We start from the raw sequence: 19316 nt of genomic DNA, 5'->3' as shown, positions 1-19316 counted from the left end.
GTTCAAAATAGTAGAGGGATTCTAGAAATAGAATCCTTTTCAATTAAATATATACAACATAAACACAGACAAAAGGAGAACAAAATATGAACAATCCTGTAATCATTATTGGTGCTGGTTTAAGTGGATTACATGCTGCATCACTACTTACTAAACAAGGCATTAAATGTATGGTCCTAGAGGCTAGAGATCGAATTGGGGGTAGGGTTTTGAGTTCGTCTGTTCCAGACAGACCTGACCTAGGTAGATTTGACCTTGGCCCAACGTGGTTTTGGCCACAGGATGAGAGGCATATGGCTAATCTTGTAAAAGAACTAAATTTAGAAACTTTCGAACAATATAAGGAAGGCGAAATACTAATAGAACGATTCCAAATCAAGCCACCAGAACGCTGCGTGCTGAAAGAAAATTCTGACGAAAAATGGGTCCGATTGACTGGAGGTGTGCAGTCTCTTATCGATGCTATAGCAGAGACTATTCCTTCAGAAATAGTTGAGCTAGAAACTCGAGTTAAAAAAATTCAGCTGAATGAAGATGGTGATATCACGGTTGAAGCAGAGCTTTCTAATGGAAAGGAAAAAAAAATTCCTGCAGATGCTGTTATTCTGGCATTGCCACCTCGTCTTGTGGCGCATCACATTGAATTTTCGCCTTCCCTCCCTCCCAATCTTATTACTGACATTGTACAAAAACCTACGTGGATGGCAGGACAGGCAAAGGTAGTTGCAGTCTATGATCGTCCCTTCTGGAGAGAATTGGGGCTTTCTGGATATGTATTGAGTGCCGTTGGTCCCTTAGAAGAAATATATGATGCCTCTCCTATTAAGGGCTCTGGTGCATTATTTGGATTCTTCGGAATGCCTCCAGAAGCACGTAAAAAAATGGGGCAAGATAAAATTTTAAAATTGGTTGGTGACCAGTTAGTTAAGCTTTTTGGAAGTGAAGCTAAAAACGCAAAGGCTATTTTTTATAAAGATTGGTCCAGCGATTCTGAAACGACTGTTGAGGAAGACTACAGTCCTCTTAAGAATTACCAAAGCTATGGTCAACCACCAGTAGAAGGTGTATGGGAAAAGAAACTTATTTTTGCTGGTACAGAGACGAATTCACAATGTAGTGGACATCTTGAAGGTGCACTTCAGGCGGCTGAACAGGCAGTTTTTAAAATCAATAATTTAAATAACAAGTCTTCATGACACGATTAATGAGTATCCTATGTGAAAGCTTACAGACATTGAAAAACTAAAAAAGTGAAAAATTCTGATGATCACAGCATTATACAATTCTTCTATATATATTAAATAAAAAGGCAGCAATGCCTTTTTGTATACTTCTCCACTACCATATTGGAAATATTGTACTTAAAGTAACGGGTGCAATGCTACCATCGGTGAGGTTCATTAATAATACGAAGTTAGAGGAGGTTAAAATGGAGAAACAGGCTGATTTATTTCATTCATTGGAGGGTGAAAAAATCGAATGGAAATATCGTTAAAATTGCAGAGGATAAAAGTTATCAATGGTATATTTCAGAAATGATTCAAGGAAGAGCATATGAAAATATAAAAAAATTGATGGCTGAGAAAGGCTGGTTTTTTAAAGACCAAGTCGGTTCGGGCTTTGTTTTTCATAATGAACAAGGAGAAATAACAGTTCTAAGTGAGATGTGGACTTCAAAATATGTAATCTTTCATTTTCCAAAAGAGATTTAATTCTTATTCAAGTAACGGGTGCAAGAGTTGAAGATCGAGCTGCCATTTTTGGCGGTTTTTTCTTATAAGACTAAAGGGGAAGTATAGTTGAAGAAGGTTTACGCAAATAACACGATTGATATTTTATAATTTTATCTGATAATGAAGCGAAATTATACTTTGAGAGAGTGAAAAACTTGAAACGTAATATTCCTTATGTTGGTCTAATATTACAAATAATATTTTTTCTATTGATAACATTCTTTAACTTTGTGAGAGTGTATGTTATCGACCATTATTCTGTGTATCCAGTAGCTTTTTTTGAATTATTTTTAGGAGTGGCAAGTTTTATCTGTGGGCTACTTGGACTCGTAAAGAAAACTAGTATAGGACTCTCCATCTTAGTTATGGTATTGGGGGTACTAATCTGTTTCTTTTTCGTTTTTGTGTATCTCTTAGGAGAAGCAGGTATACCTCCACCTATTCGTTGGTTTTATTCCGAATAAAAATATTTTTTTCATCTAACAGGGGCTTTAATAAAATTCTAAGCTATAAGACTGATTAGCAACCAGCCGTGATTATATTGATTATTGAAATTGACGGTTATTTCATTCAGGTTCTACTTATTGGTAAAAAGTGTTCCAAGCAACAGTTAAAGCAAAAATATCTTCAAGCAAAAGAATTATCCTTCGAGATTAAAGACCTTCCAAATGTATTTTGTAGGCTTCATAATTTTGAACAAATTCCTTATGATGGCGATTTAAAGGTCGAGTTTGTTATTGACACTGATACAGATAGAATTTATTCACCATTTTATTAAGCTAGCGGGCGCGATTGTTCAATAAGGGATGGCAAATTTTTTAGAATGTCAGGAACGGTTGCTGGTTTTGAGCAGCGATTTTTCGATGCCTTTTGTTTAATTGTCTGGTGTAAGAGAATGGGAATTGAAAAGAAACAATCCTTTTTTCAGGAGAATGCCGCGTATCTAACCGCATTTTTACAAAGCTTTTTTACATAAGATAAAAATGAAATAACCAACCGTACATGAGCTGTATGGCTGGTTGTTCCTTCATCGTGAAGCTTGTTTTTCTATTTCGGTGTAGATATGTTTTCGTTTTTGATCCCGCAGCATCCCTATTCCGAGTAACAGGGCCAGGATGAAGAATAGGGAATAGACCCGAAATCCTATATCTGTTACATGCACCAAGGAGATTTTTGCGGTGCGTGACTCCATCCCCATTCCGAGAAATGCTCGTGATGCAATGGCAGGAGCAACGCAAAGTTGAAGCAATAGGAGTGTCAGGGTTTGGCTGCCAACGCGCCCAATATTGTAAACGGTATAGAACATCCCTGATGCTGCTCCGGCATGTTCTGAAGGGGCTGCCGACAAAACTGTTTTCGCAAGTGACGGCCATGCAAAACCGTTTGCAACCGAAATGATCAACAATGGAATGATGACTCCTGTAATGGACAGGTGCTCTCCAAGGTTCCCAAGTAGCAGAAGGGAAAAGGCTATCAAGATCATTCCTGTCAGCAGCATCCGAATAGGGCCGAAGCTGTCTGCCAGCTTACCTCCAAGCGGGCCCATCACCAGCTGGGGCAGGGATAATGGAATGAGTAAAAGTCCTGATTCTAAAGGAGATAAGTGCTGCGCTCCCTGCAGGTATAGGGCAAGGAGAAGGGTGATGGAAAAATATCCGATACAATAGCTTATGGTAATCCCCAATCCTGTTGTATAAAGTCTGTGAGTATATAATGCAAGATTAAAAAGCGGGTCTTTGACCTTTAGTTCAGTAATGATAAAGGCAGCCCCCAGCAATACGGCTGTTGAGAGAAGTCCAAGAATGCGGATAGAACCCCATCCCCAGGATTGCCCTTGAGAAAGAGCGATTAAAAGGGCCGTCAAAGCAAGTGCGAAAGTGGTAACGCCTATCCAATCCGTTTTGACAGACTGCTTTACTTTCCATTCTTTTAAAATAAACCACCCTCCAACTAGAGCGATAAAGCCGAATGGTGCAGATATAAAGAAAATGGAACGCCATCCGAATGCGCTAATTAAAGCCCCGCCAACGACCGGGCCAATGATGGAACCAATGACCCACGACGTGGAGTTAATCCCTATAGCCAGCCCTAATTGCTCTTTGGGAAATGTCCGCATCATAATGGGAGTGGCCGTTGCCAGAGCAAACGCAGCACCAACCCCCTGTATAAGCCGAAAGATGATGAGCATTACTCCTGAGCCGGATAAGCCACACAAAACAGTAGCGATTGTAAAAATAGCAAATCCCCAAAGAAAGATCCGTTTAGCTCCCGCTATATCTGCCCATCTGCCTGCCGGAAGCAAAAAAATTGTACTGGTAATAAGATAGGATGTAATGGTCCACATCCCTGTTACAATCGGGATATTTAAATCCTTCATTAATGCAGGAAGGCCGATGACGATGATCGTTGCATCCACATTGGTCACAAATGATACAAGGGTAACGACGGCCAGCACAGCCCATTTGTTTGAATAAATTCCTTTCATTTTTAAATCCTCCTAAATATTTTTTTATATCGCTGACACCAATGTACAGGAAATGTTCAATCATGTAAAATGAATATAAATGATATTTTAGTTCATATTTAGTGATAAATAAAAGGAGGGATAAGGATGGAGAGCAATGAGCTTCGAATTTTCCTGGCCGTTGCAAATGAGGGAAGCATTACAAAAGCGGCCCAAGTACTTGGGTACGTACAGTCAAACGTTACGGCAAGGGTACAGCAATTGGAAGCGGAATTAAACATACAGCTTTTTTACCGTCAGCGAGGAATGGTATTGACGCCTGCTGGCAATAAATTATTGCGTTATGCCGAGCAAATCATTCATTTGATGGATGAGGCACATATCGTTATGAATGATATTGGAGAACCATCAGGACCGCTGATCCTTGGAGCTACTCATACTTCATCTGCTATGTATCTGCCGGCCATATTGGCGAAGTATTCCAAACTGTATCCAAAAGTAGAATTGTCTCTCATGACGGAGTATTCAAGTGAGCTGGTGGAAAAGGTACACCATTTCCAGCTCCATGGGGCATTTGTAAAATCGGAACAGAATGATGACAGTCTCGTTCAGGAACTAGTGTTTGAAGAACAGCTGGTGTTAATCAGTTCTTCGGAAGCGGAAGATATTCAAGATGTTTATCATAAGCCATTTCTTATGAATACAAAAGGCTGCCCGCATCGGGACCGTCTTGAACGCTGGCTAAAAAGGGAAGGGATAGGGAGCATAAGATATTTAGAGTTTAATCACCCGGATGCCATTATTCAAGGGGTTATTTCAGGGCTGGGAGCCTCTTTTGTCCCAAGGTCCTCCATTCAATCGCTGGAGCAGGCCGGCCAGTTGAGGTCCTTTGACGTTCCATCTGAATACAGTTCGACTAAAACATTTTTTATTCGCCACAAGGACAGTGTTATGACAAGCGAGCTTTCAGCCTTTATTGAGCTGTTAAAACAACACTCCCAGCCTTCATCCGCTTCCTAAACAGGATAATGCTTTGGATAGGCTTTTGAACGAAACCAAAAGAAAAGAATTTGATATTATTCTTGTATGGAAAATGGACCGTCTTGCGAGAAAGCAGACGTAGCTCATTCATTTTTTATAAAAGGGGAGAGGGCCTAATTGAATAAGATTTAATCAATAATCTTCAACAATCGGGCGCTTTTCTTGAATAAGAAGGTGTCTTTTTGTATTGTAATGGATTCCGGAACAACACTTAATAGGGAGTGGAGTATATTAAGGTGTAGAAAAGATTGTGAAGGATTACACTTAAACAAGCGGGTGCTTGAGTTTAAGATCTGAGCTGTCATTTTGGCAGCTTTTCTTCTTGCACTAATGGGGCAGGATAGTTGAATATAATAAGGCATTACGCAGACACTCTGAATAAAAAATTTTTCCTTACAAACAATATGTATACTATCAGCACAGGGGGGTTCGCATGGTAAATATATTGGAAACTGTCATTGATGCCATGAAATCACTGACAGTTCAAGATGAAGATCAACCACTTCATGTTGGAGAAGTGATGTCATGCTGGATTTACTTAGCAGGGCTTGAATTAGCTAAAGTATCTGTGCAAGCGGGAATAAATACCACAACAGATGAAGAATTAAAAGCAATTCTTGAAGAAGATATGAATTTAGGAACCAGTCAAAGAGAACGACTCCACGATTTCATGATTAAGGAAGGAATTCCGCTACCTCCTGCTCCTGAAGATTTGCCAATATCAGACTCTAATAGTATCCCTCTTGGAGTTAAATTAACGGACGATGTGATAGCGAACGAATTATCTTTAAAAATCGTAAGTTTAATTATGCGTGCTGCTGGTGCTGCATCTGAATCGATTCGTACAGATGTTGGTTTATTGTTTATTCAGTTTCAAACAGAAAAATTTTCCTTCGCAACGAGATTAAAACATTTAATGCGTAAACGCGGATGGATTAAAGTACCGCCTTTTTACGTTCCACCTGGTTCCCAAAAACCATTAAGTTAATAGGAACGTACAAAGCAGATAACCGTGAAAAATGAATAAAGAGCTAATTAACAAGTCCGATTCTTCAATATGAAGGTCGGCTTATTTTATTCCACAACAAAGTTTGTGAAACATTACACTTAAACTATCGGGTGCAAGAGTTGAAGATCGAGCTGCCATTTTTGGTGGCTTTTCCTATTAGACTAAGGGGTTATTTTAATAATCCCCATTAGATTTTGAGTCAAGATATAATAAAGGAATAAATTTTATTGGAGAATCGGAATTATGCGAAAAGTGTCTTATCCATTTTTACCAAAGTCAAATACATATTTAATGCCTGGTCAATTTTGGGCAATCCCTTTAGGTACAAACAAATTTGCATGTGGACGGGTAATTCAAGTTTCAAAAGAGGATAAACGGGGGTTTTTGGCAGGATTGATGGACTGGGTAGGTGAATATCCTCCCTCCGCCGAAACAATTGCTGGAACTAAGACGTTAAAACAAGGTGATGTACATATAAAAACTATTCATGAAACAAGACTAGATGGAATAATATTGGGCTATCGTCCATTAGAAGAAGACGGAATAGAACCTTATTTTTTAAAATCTCAGGAAGGTTTTGCAGACAATTGCATCCTTATGAAAGGCTACCAAGAAATACGCCCTGTATCTAAAGAGGAATGGGAAAAATATCCAATCTTTCAACGTGGGGGTATTTTGTAATTAAAAACATAGCAGAAGAATATTTTACGTAATACAGGTTGTGCTTGTTCAACTAAAGGGGAGTTTAGTTGAAGAAAGAACGGGTGGGGTATTAAGTTAACTAATACATACTATAGGTAATTTCTGGGTAAGGTATTTTTATTATAATTTTTTTGGAGGATACTTATGTATGAAGAAGTAAAACAGATTAGGCTAACAGCGGGTGAAATTGGTCAACTTTGGCTTCAATACTTAAATGATAGCTCTAGCAAATGTGTTCTTACATTTTTTCTAGAAAAAGTTGAGGATATTGAAATTAAGCCTATAATTGAATTTGCTATAGAATTATCACAGTCACATATTGAAAAGATTACAGCAATACTATCAGAGGAAAAAAATGTAGTTCCATATGGTTTTAGTATTAAAGAGGATGTGGATTTAAATGCTCCTAGACTTTATTCTGACAGTTTTGTACTAAATTTTATAAATCAAATGTCTAAGGTTGGACTTACAACATATGCTGCTAGTGTTGGAACATCTGTAAGAAGTGATATTAGATCCTATTACATGGATTGCCTTACAGAAACTATGCAATTATATGATAGATCAACTGAATTATTATTGTCTAAAGGATTGTTTATCAGATCTCCGAGCCTGCCTAATTTAGAGAAGGTTGAATTTGTAAGAAAGCAATGGTTTATGTTAGATGTATTCGGAGAAAAAAGACCATTAGTTGCAGCCGAAGTCGATAGTTTATTTGCGAATCTGCAAAGAAATGCTCTTGGAGTAGCTGCACTTACTGGATTTAGTCAGGTTGCAAAGGATAAGGATGTAAAACAATTTTTTTTAAAGGGTTTAGAAGTTGGGAATAAACATATTCAAATTTTTAGAAGTAAGCTAGAGGAAAGTAAACTTCCTGCACCCATGGGTTGGGATTCAGAAATAACAAATAGTACATCCCGTACTTTTTCAGATAAACTGATGATGTTCTTCACAAGTGGTTTGATTTCTTTGAGCGTTGGCTATTATGGTACAGCTGTTAGTCAAAGTCCTAGAGGAGATCTAAGTGCAATGTATAACAGGCTATCCTTAGAAATTCAGATGTATTCTGAAGATGGAGCTAATATCATGATTAAAAATGGATGGTTGGAACAGCCTCCAATGGCTTCCGATAGAGATGAATTAGTAAGAAAAAAGAATCAATTGTAAATCACATTTAAAGTCCTTCTGATTTAAAAGTAAGGACTTTTTTTATTTCATTATAAATTATGTTTGATATATTGTGAAGAGTTGCACTTAAACTACCGGGTGCAAGAGTTGAAAATCCAGCTGCCATGAATTTTTGGCGGCTTTTTTTATTGTGCTAATGTCGCAATGGAAGAAGAATGCTTGAAACTTATATTCATTTAAAACGTCAATTAGGTTAAATAAGTAAAGCAGGGAGTGAATGTATGATCTTAAGAAGGGGATTTTTTCTTTTATTTGTAAGCAAACAAGACGAGATAGAGAATTTAACAAGGCTTAAATCTTTTATACAAAATGTGAGTAAAGGAAAAAAAGATAATATACGGGTAGTTTCATATACAAAAGAAGGCGACCCTATAATCAGTGATATAACAACTAATGTCGAAATTCTGGAAGTGAAGAGTGACAATACTAGAGACGAATTTGGAGATAAAACAATTAAGACAATACAGTGCAAAACTGTCGAGGTTATAAAAAATGAAAGTAACAAGGATGAATATGTTTTAACAGGTTGTTCAGGTTATGAAGTACCTTATTATTTAGGAATAGATAATGATCGAGTTAAATAGTTGGGGTTCTTCAACAAACCGGTGCATTGCATAAACAAGGAGCAAGGCATTTCCACTTTCAAGTAAAGGTCAGGATAGTCTAATAAAGGATTAGATTTATATGGTAAAGTTTAAATGGGTGGCAGTAAATAATAGGAGCAATTGTCTTAAAGGGGTAGTCACTTTTTTACTAACTGGTTAGTGCAAGAAAAAGGGGAGTTATTTTGTTAAAAGTTCTACGTTCTGTTTTATCAATAGTTACTTTTTTATTTACTTCTTATGGACTAATTACGAAAAACTTTGAGTTTAACTTCATTATGATCTTTCTCTTAGGTCTAACAATCTTAATTATGGGGTTAGAGGAATTTCGAAAAGAGCGAAAAATGTATGGTTGGCTAATGGTTGTTGTTTTCTTATTTTCATTATTCGCATCCATTCAAAGCTTTTTATTGAACTAAAGAATTTCCACCAAGTCGCATGAAAATGTTAAACCTGCACATAAAGTTTAGGCAGTGAATTTAACGCCAGTGCTTTCAAATTAAAAAAGGAACCACGATTTTGCGGTTCCTAAGATTTTGATTTATTTACTTTGTTTATGATACTAAGCGAATGGCTAAGTGCAGATTTGCTCTTGCTGGCATCTGGGTTTGATGAACGAACCGATGCTAATACAACGTCAATTGTTCCATCAATTTTAGTCCATTTTGTGCCATCTATTTTTCTAAGCTTAGCCTCGGATGTATCCCATTGATGTTCCAAATTGTCTGCACTTTTTTTCGCAGAAGTAAAGTTATCTACGTTTACATCGTTTAGAATATCACTTTCAATTTTAATAAAATCTGTTAATTGTCCAGCTAATGTCGTTTGTGAAGCAGTGGATTGTGATGCTAGGTCATTACTACGCCATACATAGCCGCCTACACCAACAACTAAGAAAATACAAAGTGCCACAATGGTTTGTACCAAAACATTTTTCTTACTTCCATTTGTTTGCTTTGTTTCGGTGGTTTCACTTTTAGCCGTTATATCAATTTTTGAAACAGCAAGAAAAATGATGATTGCAAAAATAGCGATAAGAAAAATGACACTAGTAACGGTTGTCCCCAAGTCTAACCCACCATTAACTTTCGATTGTGAAAGATAGTCCCCTAAGGATGCCCCAAGCGGGCGAGTAAGAATATACGCAATCCAAAACGCTAATACCCCATCAAGTTTCAAAAACTTCCATGCTAAAAATACACAAGCAATGATTATAATAACTGTTATTCCTGTGTTTAGATATCCAAAACCGAGTTGTTCGGAATATAAATCGCCTACCGCTGTTCCAAGTGCAAATGTGAAAAGAATGGTAAGCCAATAGAAAACTTCTCTTTTTCTTGTAAAAATCGAGTGGATCGAAAGTGTTTTTTCACTAAGATACCAAAAAAGAAAAGTTAATGCTAGCAGAACCGAGAAAACTGCAGTACTAAGCTCAAGAGGGACTCCCATTCCGTCTGTCAAATTATCCGTTACCAACGTTCCAAATACGCTAATTAGAACAACAGTTAACCAATAAATGCTCGGAACATATTTCGTTGTTCTGAATTGAAGATATAATACAATGAAAAAACCTATTCCCAATAGTATGGTAGTGTTAGTTAAACCAAATCCCAGGTTGAAATTTAGGAAATCAGCGAATGTTTCACCGACTGTTGTGCATAAAACTTTGATGATCCAGAAAAAAATCGTAACTTCAGGTACCTTGCTAAGTAATATTTTCAATTTATCTTGGTTTGTTTGCATATAGAATTTCCTTTCTTTACAGTGGTTACTCGCAAATTATTGGCATTACAGATGTTGTTTGTCTCTACTATATTAGAAAAAGGGAGGCTATTTATTAAAAACTGATTAATATTAACTAAACTGTCTATTAAGTATAGACGGCATTTTCATAATGTACATTACGAAAGGGATTTGGGGATTGGAATAGATAGGATAGAAGAAGGGAAACGAAAAGTAACAGAACCTCCACATAAGTAAAATACCCTATTTGGATAATTTTGAGGGTAAGAATATATGTGTCTTTACATAAGCTTAATGTGTAGAACAAAAAACACCCCAATTACATATTCTATAATAGGTGATACACCAAAAAAGACCGCGTCTGATTCACACGGTCACAAAAATAAGTCTAGAAGTGTATGATTAATCCATCCTCGTCGCTAAACATTGGGTGGATTTTTCTTTTGATGTTACTTTGATATTTCCCATTTAAACACCTACCAAAATATTTAGATTTTAATGAGGAATTGGATCGACGTCCTAATAGTCCCCATTAATGAGATACCTGATTGGTTTTTATATGCTCTAAATTCCAGACCACTGTTTCACCTTCATCTGTGATCAAGGTTGCTTGGTTATCTTGTACCTTTTCGAGCAAGCCTACTTTTTCGGGGTGGTCTCCATTATCCAGAATAACCAGGCGATTTTCTAACTTTTTCAATGAAAAATTCCTCCTGTTATCTCCACCTCAATATTTTTTTCAATGAAATCCAAAAGCATGTTAATTCACCTTTATTCTCCTTTTTAAATAGGTCTATTTTTGAAGGACTCCTCCAAAAAAATAAGAAACCCAATAATATAAAATCACTAATGTGAACAATACAGTTGGTGGAATCACGACAAATGTTACTTTCATATATTGCCACCAGGTAATCATTACTTTTCCACGCCTTAAAATATGCATCCACATGAGCGTAGCGAGCGTCCCCATTGGAAGTAGTAATGAGCCCATATCACTGCCAACAATGTTTGCTAAATAAGCAATTTTTAAGGAGAGTAAATCCAGGTTCATATGTGTTAAGGTAAGGGTCCCCACCATTAGGGCTGGGTGGTTATTAAATAGGTTCGACAGTACCGTTAAAAGTGTCCCCATTAAGACACTCGCATGGAGCAGGCTTCCAGAAACCAGTGGACGCATGAATCCAATCAACCAGTCTGTTAAACCAATGTTGTTTAGACCGTAAATGATGGTATACATACAAAAAGCGAAAATAAGGATATACCACGGCGTTTTTTTCAGCATATCACCAGGTGAAACCTTTAGATAGGCCCAGCGCCAACCTAGGAGAACAAGTGATCCAAGAACAGCTACCAGGGAAACAGGAATGGCGAAAAAGGATGCAACAAAGAGGCTGATACGTACAGCAAATACGAATAGCAGGACATATAGCATAAATCTTGTCCGTTCCTTCTCCGAAGCAAATTTGGGTCCCAGTTTCTTTGGATTTACAGAAGGATTGTTTAGACCCATTACACTAGTAGGAATGGTCTTTGGTAAGATTTTGCGAAAATAAACGAAGAGGAGCCCGACTAAGAGTAGTAAACCAAGTGTAGCCGGTACAAACATCATCGCTGTATGCAGCCACAACGTCATATGCACGATTTTCAGTGCAATTAAATTTACAATATTACTTACACCGATTGGTGCACTGGAAGCTGTCGCAATTAAGCCTCCAGAAAGTAAATAAGGAATTTTTTGATGGTTCTTTAATCCCATATTGTTCAATAGCATGACTAAAATCGGTGTGGTGATTAAAATACTTCCATCGTTATTGAAAAAGAGGGTCATCAGAAAACATAGAAGGTTGACATACCAAAATAATCGTACACCTGACCCCTTGGATATTTCAGCTAACTTAACTGCAACCCAGTTAAAGAATCCAAAGCTTTCTAAGACAATCGCCATGACAATGGTTGCCATAATTGTAATCGCAGCACCACTAATGGTATCCGTGATGACACCTAAGTCTGAAAATGAAACACTGCCACTAAGGAATACAATCAATGCACCAATTGCAGCAGGTATGGCTTCATTTATCCCTTTGGGTCTCCACAGAATAAATACCAGAGTACCCAAAAAGGCTAAAATGGTGATCCAAGCCATTGGTTGAAGCATATTATTTCTCCTTTCTTGCTTACTAAGTTTTGAGAGCTCTTTACCTCCTCTATCGTCAGTAAGCGCTTGTCCCTCCCTTCCATCTGTCCCTCTTGTGATGTTGTACTGTATTTATATGTATCACGCATCAGACATGCTTTAGGTTTGTACCCTTTTTTATTACAATTGTGCTTTTTATCTTTGAAAAAGTGCTTAATAGATTAGAATAAACAATCTAATATAAAAAAATGTGAATTCATTTTCAACTAACAGATTAAAACTTCGGCAACAGTGATTTTTGGGGGTTTAGGGTGTAATTCATTTATCTTCAGCAACGAATAAACATGGTAAGATTTTCTTACATAAGACTTTTAACGAACAAGTATTTTTAGTACAGTAAAACCATATTTTACTAAATTGGGAGGTTGTTTTTTTGGAAAATAGATCAAACACAACAAATGCCATAAAAATAGAAAAATGTATCTCCATTGAGGAACATGTAAATGAGCTTTCAACACTTCTCATACGGGTCGTTGAAGATGGAGCTTCAATTGGCTTTTTGCCACCTTTGAATCGTTTAGAGGCAAATCAGTATTGGGGAAATGTATTAAATCCCGGCGTGATCTTATTTCTAGCAAAGATGAACAATGAAATAGCTGGAACCGTACAATTGCATCTATGCCAAAAGCAGAATGGCGGGCATAGAGCGGAAATTGCCAAATTAATGACACACCCAAATTATCGGCGGAATGGAATCGGCCGTTTATTAATGGAAAAAGCTCAGGAAACAGCTTTAGAGATGGGGAGAACCTTATTAGTTCTTGATACTAGGGAAGGGGACACTTCTAATTTGCTCTATACTTCATTAGGATATATTCAAGGCGGCCGGATCCCTAACTACTCAAGGAATGAAAACGGACAATTAGATCCTACTATAATCTACTATAAAGATATTATGTAAACAGTTTAGTTGGCGCTTTAGCTGTAGAGCAGCACCATTAGGCATAGAGGATTGACAAGTTCCAACACCAAACAGCAACATGCTGTCGGAGGAGATGAATCAGGTTCGGCAGACAACTCAGGTGAAAATAGCGACCAAATAGAAGATTGACTTTATAAAAAACTGCTCCTTGGAGCAGTTTTTTTATGTCAATGTAAAAACAGTTAGCTTTCCAGTCCAGACCACAGTGATGAATTAGAATGGTAGTCCAATGGTATCAATCCTAATAGAAAAAAGTGGGTCGTAACTATATGCATAGGAGATCGAATAGAATATTTTTCCTCTAAGAATGCATATTAAAAACATATTCATAGTGCAAAAGCAGAGAGGGACAGAGAGGATGTTTGATTTTCTGAAGTTTTTAACAGGCAAGGGCTCTTTTGGGGGCAAACAAAAGAACAACCATTTTAACCTTCAATTGAAAAATAGGCAAGATGATGTCCTTTCTGTGGATTTAACTCAAAATACAGAGAAACTTCTCCAACAATTTTCTCAAGCACCTGATTTAGTGATTCGTCGATTTAAAATGGCAGGGAATTTGACAGATGCCGCTTTAGTATACTTGAAAGGATTGACGGACAAAAATGCAATCCAATATCACGTTCTGAAGCCCCTGATGCAAAGCCCCTTCGACCCAAATCAGGAACTGCCAATTACATTGGGAGAAATCGAAATCGCCTATACATATAGTCAAATTGAAGAGGCTATTTTAGGAGGAAATAGCATCTTATTATTAAGTGGTCAAAACTCAGCCTATCAATTAGCTACAAAAGGTTGGCCGCAAAGAGAAATAAAAGATCCTCAAAACGAAATATCTCTAAAAGGTGCTCATCAAGGATTTGTTGAAACCGGGAGTCAAAATATTGCATTAATTCGCAGGTATATCCCCCAACAGGAATTACGATTGAAAGAGATGACAGTCGGTATTAGGGGGAAATCAAAAGTTTCCATTTTATATTTAAGTGATGTAGCTTCTGAAGAGGTGCTAAGAGAACTAGAAACACGGATACAAAATATTAATGTGGACGCCATCATTAATACTGGTGAACTGATCGAGTACATTGAAGATAATCCTTTTTCACCCTTTCCACAATTTATCTTAACTGAAAGACCTGATTCAGCTGCATCTCAAATTCTTCAAGGGAGATTTGCGATTATTTTAGATCGATCCCCGAGCGTATTAATAGCTCCAACGAATTTTATGTCTTTTTTTCAGGGGATAGATGATTACGGGACACGTTGGTTAGTTGCTTCATTTATCCGATTATTGCGTTTCATTGCCTTAATGATTGCTTTATTTTTGCCTGCGACGTATGTTGCGTTTATTTCCTTTAATTTTGAGGTTATTCCCATGAAGCTCTTGTTATCAATTGCAGAATCCAGGATACAAGTACCACTCTCACCTGTGATGGAAGCGATTCTTATGGAAGTTACATTAGAATTAATGAGGGAAGCAGCATTACGGCTTCCCACCCCAATCGGCCAGACAATTGGAATAGTGGGCGGCATTATCATTGGTCAAGCGGCGGTTCAGGCAGGGATTGTAAGCAACATTATGATCATAGTCGTAGCCATTACAGCCATCGCTTCCTATAACATCCCCAATTATGATATGAGTTCTTCCATAAGATTATTGAGATTTCCGATGATGCTAGCGGCTTCCTTGTTTGGTGTGATTGGAATTGTGATCGGTGGCATGACCATAGTTGGCCATTTAATTAGTCTTGAATCGTTAGGCACTCCTTACGGGAGTCCTTTAGCTCCTTTTAGAATTACCGATATGAAGGATGCCTTTATGCGTTTTCCTTTATGGGTAATGAAAAAGCGCCCAAAAGGCACCGGGTCTAATCGATTGATTCGGCAGGGGAGAAATCGCACAAAAAGGTGAGATAATGAAAAAATATGCCTATAATGAAATTACTCTTATGCAGTATATTTTCCTAATTAATGGAACACAGGTGGGAACCGGTGTTCTGGCGCTTCCGCGTGTACTTGCAGAAAAAGCAGGAACAGACGGATGGATCTCTTTACTCATTGGATGGGTTTTTTCTATGATGGCGAGTATCTTTATTATTAAAACGGTGGAAAGATACCCAGAAGATACACTTTACGAGATTCTTATCCGATTATTTGGAAAGATTATTGGGAAAGCAGTAGTCATTGTTTATATGTTGTATTTTGCTTTTTATGCTTGGACCATCCTTGTGAACGCTTGCCTTTATGTCAAGGCATGGTTCCTGCCTAGAACGCCGGATTACATTATATTACTTTTGTTCTCGATTCCTACTTTTATAATAGCCCGCAACGGAATTCGCATTTTAGGCAGATATTCCGAGCTATCTTTTTATATGGTGATGTGGATTCCACTTTTTTTCTTGATACCGCTTAGGGATGGAAATTTGCTTCACTTTCTTCCATTACTTAAAGAAGGGTGGAAACCAGTAATATCTGCAGTACCCACCACAGCTTTTTCCTTTTTGGGATTTGAAGTGGCATTCTTCTTGTACCCCTTTTTACAAAAAAAGCAGCATGCTGTTCTCGGAATTACCATTGCGAACACCTTAACCATGTTGTTTTATTTATTTGTGACGATTGTCTGTTTTGCCTATTTTAGCCCCGATGGGATATTAGAATTTAATCAGCCCGTCCTGAATTTACTTAAATTAATTGAATTTCGCTTTTTGGAGCGGTTTGACATGATTTTATTGGCTCATTATCTGATTGTTGTTTCCACAGCCTGGATACCTTGCGTATACTTTGCAACATTTTGTTCTAGTCAATTACTGGGAAAACAGGATCATAGCCCTCATGTAGTCGTCTTATTATTAATCATTATTGGCTTAGTATTTTGGTTTCAACCTACCTGGATGGAATCTGAAAAATGGCAAACGATGATTGTTAAAGGAGGGCTGCAATTGGCTTATGTAGTTCCTCCCTTTTTATGGGTTTATACCTGGATATATGAAAAGTACCGTCGGAGGGGAAACCATTGAAAAGGAAAATACTAGGCTGCTTATTGCTCTCGGTTTTTATGTTGACCGGATGTGCTGACCAAATCAATGTAGAGGATGTCACTCTGACACTTATCCTTGGTTTAGATTTGGATGAGGATAATCATTTAGTAGTGTACATGACAAGTCCTGTCTTTAACAAAGAAGCGCCGATGAAGGAGGAGAAAGTCGCTGTAAAAGCCTATACAATTCGAGATTCAAGGGAACTTTTTGATACCACGGTGATGGCATTGACATCGGGAAGCAAAACCCAATTAATCTTAATTGGGAAAAAGCTTTTGAAACAAAAAAACTGGGTAAGATACATCGATCCCTACTATCGAGATCCAAAGAATACGGTAACTTCGCGTGTCGTCGCAGTAGATGGGCCTGTTTCGGACGTAATCTTTTTTAGGCCGAAGGACAAGCCTCGTCTCCCACTGTATTTAGCAAATTTAATAGATACCGCTTACAGAAGAAATGTAACGGTAAAAACATCCCTTCAAGAATTTCATGAACAAATGATTGAAAAAGGGATGACGGCAAGTATTACCGAGATGAAAAAAAATAGCAAAATCATGTTGACCGGAACGGCTCTTCTGGATGAAAACGGCTTATACAAGTTAACGATCAATCCACACGAAAACAAATTATTACGGATCTTGCAGAACAAAAAAAGAGGGGATTTTCCATTTACCCTCTCAGTCCCGTTGAAACCGAATGGTCAAGAGAAACATTGGTTAAGCTTTGGCACACAAAGTATCAAAGTAAAAACAAAGGTAAGGTATGATGGTCATTATATTTTTGACACCAATATAAAAATGCGTGTTACGATTACAGAAATGCTTTTTCCTTTCAATGTAAGGAAAGACGCAGCCAAACTCGAAAAGAGTATTCAAACAAAACTGAAAGCAGATTTCGAGCACTTAATAAAGAAAACGCAAAAAGCGAAAATTGACCCTTTTGGCTATGGGCTATATGCAAGAGCATATACGTATCCAGAGTGGAAAAAAGTCCAAAATCATTGGGAAAACGAATTTTCGAAGGCTGATGTAAAGGTTAAGGTAAATGTAACCATTAGCGGGATGGGAACCATTAAGTAACTTATTTTTATAATACTTGAAGGCGCTTACAATAAATGCTATCCTATTAATGAATTATTTTTGTTCCGTGTAAAGGATTGTATAAGTATCAACTTTTCGTCTAATGATCACTGAGAGCAAGAATAGTAATACATTGTGTGGATTTACACGCTAGGAGGCAATAAAAATGGAAAACGGTAAAGTAAAATGGTTTAACAGCGAAAAAGGCTTCGGATTCATCGAACGTGAAGGTGGAGAAGATGTATTCGTTCATTTCTCAGCGATCCAAGGCGAAGGTTTCAAAACTTTAGAAGAAGGACAAGCTGTTACTTTTGACGTTGAGCAAGGTCAACGTGGTGCACAGGCAGCTAACGTACGTAAGGCATAATCATAAGAACAAATAAAGACAGACTCTAATTAAAGAGTCTGTCTTTATTTTCCAAAAAAAATAAAAACCCCACTCAAGAATGAGTAGGGTACATGAAAACTGTAAATCAAACGGTAAACAAAGTGTAACATATAATTTGAGGATTTCCTAATTTCTTTATAACTACTTAGAGAACAAGCCATAACAACACCTTATCATCTCGTTTTTTTTCATTTATTCTTACCAATATGGCATCTGGTATGCTATTGCCTCATCAAGCTCAAATCAACAAAATCCAATAATACAAATCTCCAATCATTAACAACATTCATTAAATGCCAAAACAGTTTTTAGGAGTAAAAATAAAAAATGCAACTATAAATAGGTAATAAGGAAGTTTTAGAGAGAGGAGAACAGATATGTCTGAACAAGGTTGTACAAAATGTGGAAGCAAAGATGCAGGAAAAAAAGAAGTTGCGATGACGGGTACAGGATTATCCAAAATGTTTGATGTTCAACACAATCAATTTATTGTTGTTTATTGTAAGAATTGCGGTTATTCCGAGTTCTATAATAAGCAATCATCGAAAGCATCAAATATACTGGATTTATTTTTCGGTTCATAAAAGATAAAAAGAAACTCACTGGAATCTATAGCTAAATTATTTGTGAAAAATAACTATTCATTTTAACCCAAACCACATAAAAATAGCGTGTTCAATTGCACGCTATTTTTATGTGTAATTTTATACTTATGCACCCGTTTAAAAGTTTCGTTATTATGGTTTTAACAAAATCGATAACACTCGACCTTGCAATATTGCTTCTGTTTTAGAATTCACTAGATGGCTAACCTCTTGGCAAAAATTAGCGAGGAGATCTTCGCCGATTTTAGAATGTGTGATTTCTCTTCCACGAAATCGAACACTTACTTTTACATGATATCCTTTTGTTAAAAAGGTGATGGCGCTGTTTACTTTTGTTTGAAGATCATTTTCATCAATCGTGATGGATAACCGTATTTCTTTAGTGATGATGATTTTCTGATTCTGTTTGTTCTGCTTTTCTTTTTTCTGCATTTCAAATTTGTATTTACCGCCATCTAAAATCTTACAAACCGGTGGATCTGATTCATTGATTTGAACAAGGTCTAATCCCATCTCAATTGCCATGTTAAGCGCTTGAACGGTGGGTAACACTTGTTGACCGCTTTCTGATACGAGTCTCACTATTTTTGATTGAATCGCTTCGTTCATAATTA

Annotated in this window: 21 protein-coding genes; 16 read left to right on the top strand and 5 right to left on the bottom strand. The window is 37.2% G+C overall.

The annotated features are described in order from the left end of the window. The first annotated feature begins 86 nt into the window (after nt 1-86). The 3 genes from ACFQZ9_RS03440 to ACFQZ9_RS03430 all read left to right on the top strand — a co-directional run bounded on the left by ACFQZ9_RS03440 (nt 87) and on the right by ACFQZ9_RS03430 (nt 2709). Nucleotides 87-1196, top strand: coding sequence for a flavin monoamine oxidase family protein (locus ACFQZ9_RS03440; RefSeq protein WP_498942326.1), 1110 nt, complete (start codon nt 87-89; stop codon nt 1194-1196). Nucleotides 1197-1466: 270 nt separating this feature from the next. Beyond that, a complete protein-coding gene (locus ACFQZ9_RS03435; RefSeq protein WP_498942325.1) occupies nt 1467-1712 on the top strand; it encodes a hypothetical protein in 246 nt (81 codons plus the stop codon). 844 nt (nt 1713-2556) lie between these two features. Continuing rightward, nucleotides 2557-2709, top strand: coding sequence for a hypothetical protein (locus tag ACFQZ9_RS03430; protein ID WP_498942324.1), 153 nt, complete (start codon nt 2557-2559; stop codon nt 2707-2709). Between the two features lie 51 nt (nt 2710-2760). Here ACFQZ9_RS03430 and ACFQZ9_RS03425 read toward each other — a convergent pair whose 3' ends face one another. Then, nucleotides 2761-4218, bottom strand: a complete 1458-nt coding sequence (locus tag ACFQZ9_RS03425; protein ID WP_498942323.1) for an MFS transporter — start codon at nt 4216-4218, stop codon at nt 2761-2763. 126 nt (nt 4219-4344) lie between these two features. Here ACFQZ9_RS03425 and ACFQZ9_RS03420 point away from each other — a divergent pair, with 126 nt between their 5' ends. From ACFQZ9_RS03420 to ACFQZ9_RS03390, 7 genes are all read left to right on the top strand, one after another. Next, the gene (locus tag ACFQZ9_RS03420) at nt 4345-5217 is read left to right on the top strand and encodes a LysR family transcriptional regulator (protein ID WP_498942322.1); all 873 of its coding nucleotides are present in this window, start codon (nt 4345-4347) and stop codon (nt 5215-5217) included. Nucleotides 5218-5230: 13 nt separating this feature from the next. Next, nucleotides 5231-5320: a recombinase family protein gene (locus tag ACFQZ9_RS03415; RefSeq protein WP_198310127.1), complete on the top strand. Its 90-nt coding sequence runs from the start codon at nt 5231-5233 to the stop codon at nt 5318-5320. Between the two features lie 351 nt (nt 5321-5671). Next, on the top strand, nt 5672-6226 hold the full coding sequence (locus ACFQZ9_RS03410) for a YvdQ family spore coat protein (protein ID WP_498942321.1): 555 nt from the start codon (nt 5672-5674) through the stop codon (nt 6224-6226). Between the two features lie 264 nt (nt 6227-6490). After that, complete coding sequence (locus tag ACFQZ9_RS03405) at nt 6491-6928, top strand: Imm26 family immunity protein (protein ID WP_498942320.1); 438 nt, start codon at nt 6491-6493, stop codon at nt 6926-6928. A gap of 165 nt (nt 6929-7093) precedes the next feature. Beyond that, nucleotides 7094-8116: a DUF3231 family protein gene (locus ACFQZ9_RS03400; protein WP_498942319.1), complete on the top strand. Its 1023-nt coding sequence runs from the start codon at nt 7094-7096 to the stop codon at nt 8114-8116. Nucleotides 8117-8358: 242 nt separating this feature from the next. Further along, nucleotides 8359-8721 (top strand): DUF4362 domain-containing protein, encoded by a 363-nt coding sequence (locus tag ACFQZ9_RS03395; protein ID WP_498942318.1) that lies wholly within the window; start codon nt 8359-8361, stop codon nt 8719-8721. Between the two features lie 203 nt (nt 8722-8924). Further along, nucleotides 8925-9158: a DUF3953 domain-containing protein gene (locus tag ACFQZ9_RS03390; protein ID WP_498942317.1), complete on the top strand. Its 234-nt coding sequence runs from the start codon at nt 8925-8927 to the stop codon at nt 9156-9158. Between the two features lie 109 nt (nt 9159-9267). On the opposite strand, the gene ACFQZ9_RS03385 is transcribed toward ACFQZ9_RS03390, so the two are convergent. The 3 genes from ACFQZ9_RS03385 to ACFQZ9_RS03375 all read right to left on the bottom strand — a co-directional run bounded on the left by ACFQZ9_RS03385 (nt 9268) and on the right by ACFQZ9_RS03375 (nt 12637). Continuing rightward, nucleotides 9268-10482: a hypothetical protein gene (locus tag ACFQZ9_RS03385; protein WP_498942316.1), complete on the bottom strand. Its 1215-nt coding sequence runs from the start codon at nt 10480-10482 to the stop codon at nt 9268-9270. A 532-nt stretch (nt 10483-11014) separates the two neighbouring features. Beyond that, nucleotides 11015-11182: a YwrJ family protein gene (locus tag ACFQZ9_RS03380; RefSeq protein ID WP_498942315.1), complete on the bottom strand. Its 168-nt coding sequence runs from the start codon at nt 11180-11182 to the stop codon at nt 11015-11017. 93 nt (nt 11183-11275) lie between these two features. After that, nucleotides 11276-12637 (bottom strand): arsenic transporter, encoded by a 1362-nt coding sequence (locus tag ACFQZ9_RS03375; RefSeq protein WP_498942314.1) that lies wholly within the window; start codon nt 12635-12637, stop codon nt 11276-11278. A gap of 412 nt (nt 12638-13049) precedes the next feature. On the opposite strand from ACFQZ9_RS03375, the gene ACFQZ9_RS03370 reads away from it, so the two are divergent. The 6 genes from ACFQZ9_RS03370 (at nt 13050) to ACFQZ9_RS03345 (ending at nt 18681) form a co-directional block, all read left to right on the top strand. After that, entirely contained in the window at nt 13050-13577 is a 528-nt protein-coding gene (locus tag ACFQZ9_RS03370; RefSeq protein WP_498942313.1) for a GNAT family N-acetyltransferase, read from the top strand. Nucleotides 13578-13956: 379 nt separating this feature from the next. After that, nucleotides 13957-15504 carry a spore germination protein gene (locus ACFQZ9_RS03365; RefSeq protein WP_498942312.1) on the top strand — a complete coding sequence of 516 codons (1548 nt, stop codon included), beginning with the start codon at nt 13957-13959 and terminating at the stop codon, nt 15502-15504. Between the two features lie 4 nt (nt 15505-15508). Beyond that, the gene (locus ACFQZ9_RS03360; protein ID WP_498942311.1) at nt 15509-16609 is read left to right on the top strand and encodes a GerAB/ArcD/ProY family transporter; all 1101 of its coding nucleotides are present in this window, start codon (nt 15509-15511) and stop codon (nt 16607-16609) included. Further along, nucleotides 16606-17709: a Ger(x)C family spore germination protein gene (locus ACFQZ9_RS03355; protein ID WP_498942310.1), complete on the top strand. Its 1104-nt coding sequence runs from the start codon at nt 16606-16608 to the stop codon at nt 17707-17709. Before ACFQZ9_RS03360 ends, ACFQZ9_RS03355 begins: the two co-directional genes overlap by 4 nt. 166 nt (nt 17710-17875) lie before the next feature. Next, the gene (locus ACFQZ9_RS03350) at nt 17876-18076 is read left to right on the top strand and encodes a cold-shock protein (protein ID WP_026574136.1); all 201 of its coding nucleotides are present in this window, start codon (nt 17876-17878) and stop codon (nt 18074-18076) included. A 398-nt stretch (nt 18077-18474) separates the two neighbouring features. Further along, nucleotides 18475-18681, top strand: coding sequence for a zinc ribbon domain-containing protein (locus tag ACFQZ9_RS03345; RefSeq protein ID WP_198312645.1), 207 nt, complete (start codon nt 18475-18477; stop codon nt 18679-18681). Between the two features lie 153 nt (nt 18682-18834). Here ACFQZ9_RS03345 and infC read toward each other — a convergent pair whose 3' ends face one another. Then, nucleotides 18835-19311, bottom strand: coding sequence for a translation initiation factor IF-3 (infC, locus tag ACFQZ9_RS03340; RefSeq protein ID WP_498942309.1), 477 nt, complete (start codon nt 19309-19311; stop codon nt 18835-18837). Between the last annotated feature and the right edge of the window lie 5 nt (nt 19312-19316).

Origin of the sequence: Neobacillus sp. GCM10027624, from assembly GCF_042675345.1 — a bacterium.
In the GTDB taxonomy this organism is placed as follows: Bacteria; Bacillota; Bacilli; order Bacillales; family Cytobacillaceae; genus Neobacillus; species Neobacillus cucumis_D.
Note: the sequence above shows the minus strand (reverse complement) of the source record. Positions and strands in the feature narration are given on the sequence as shown.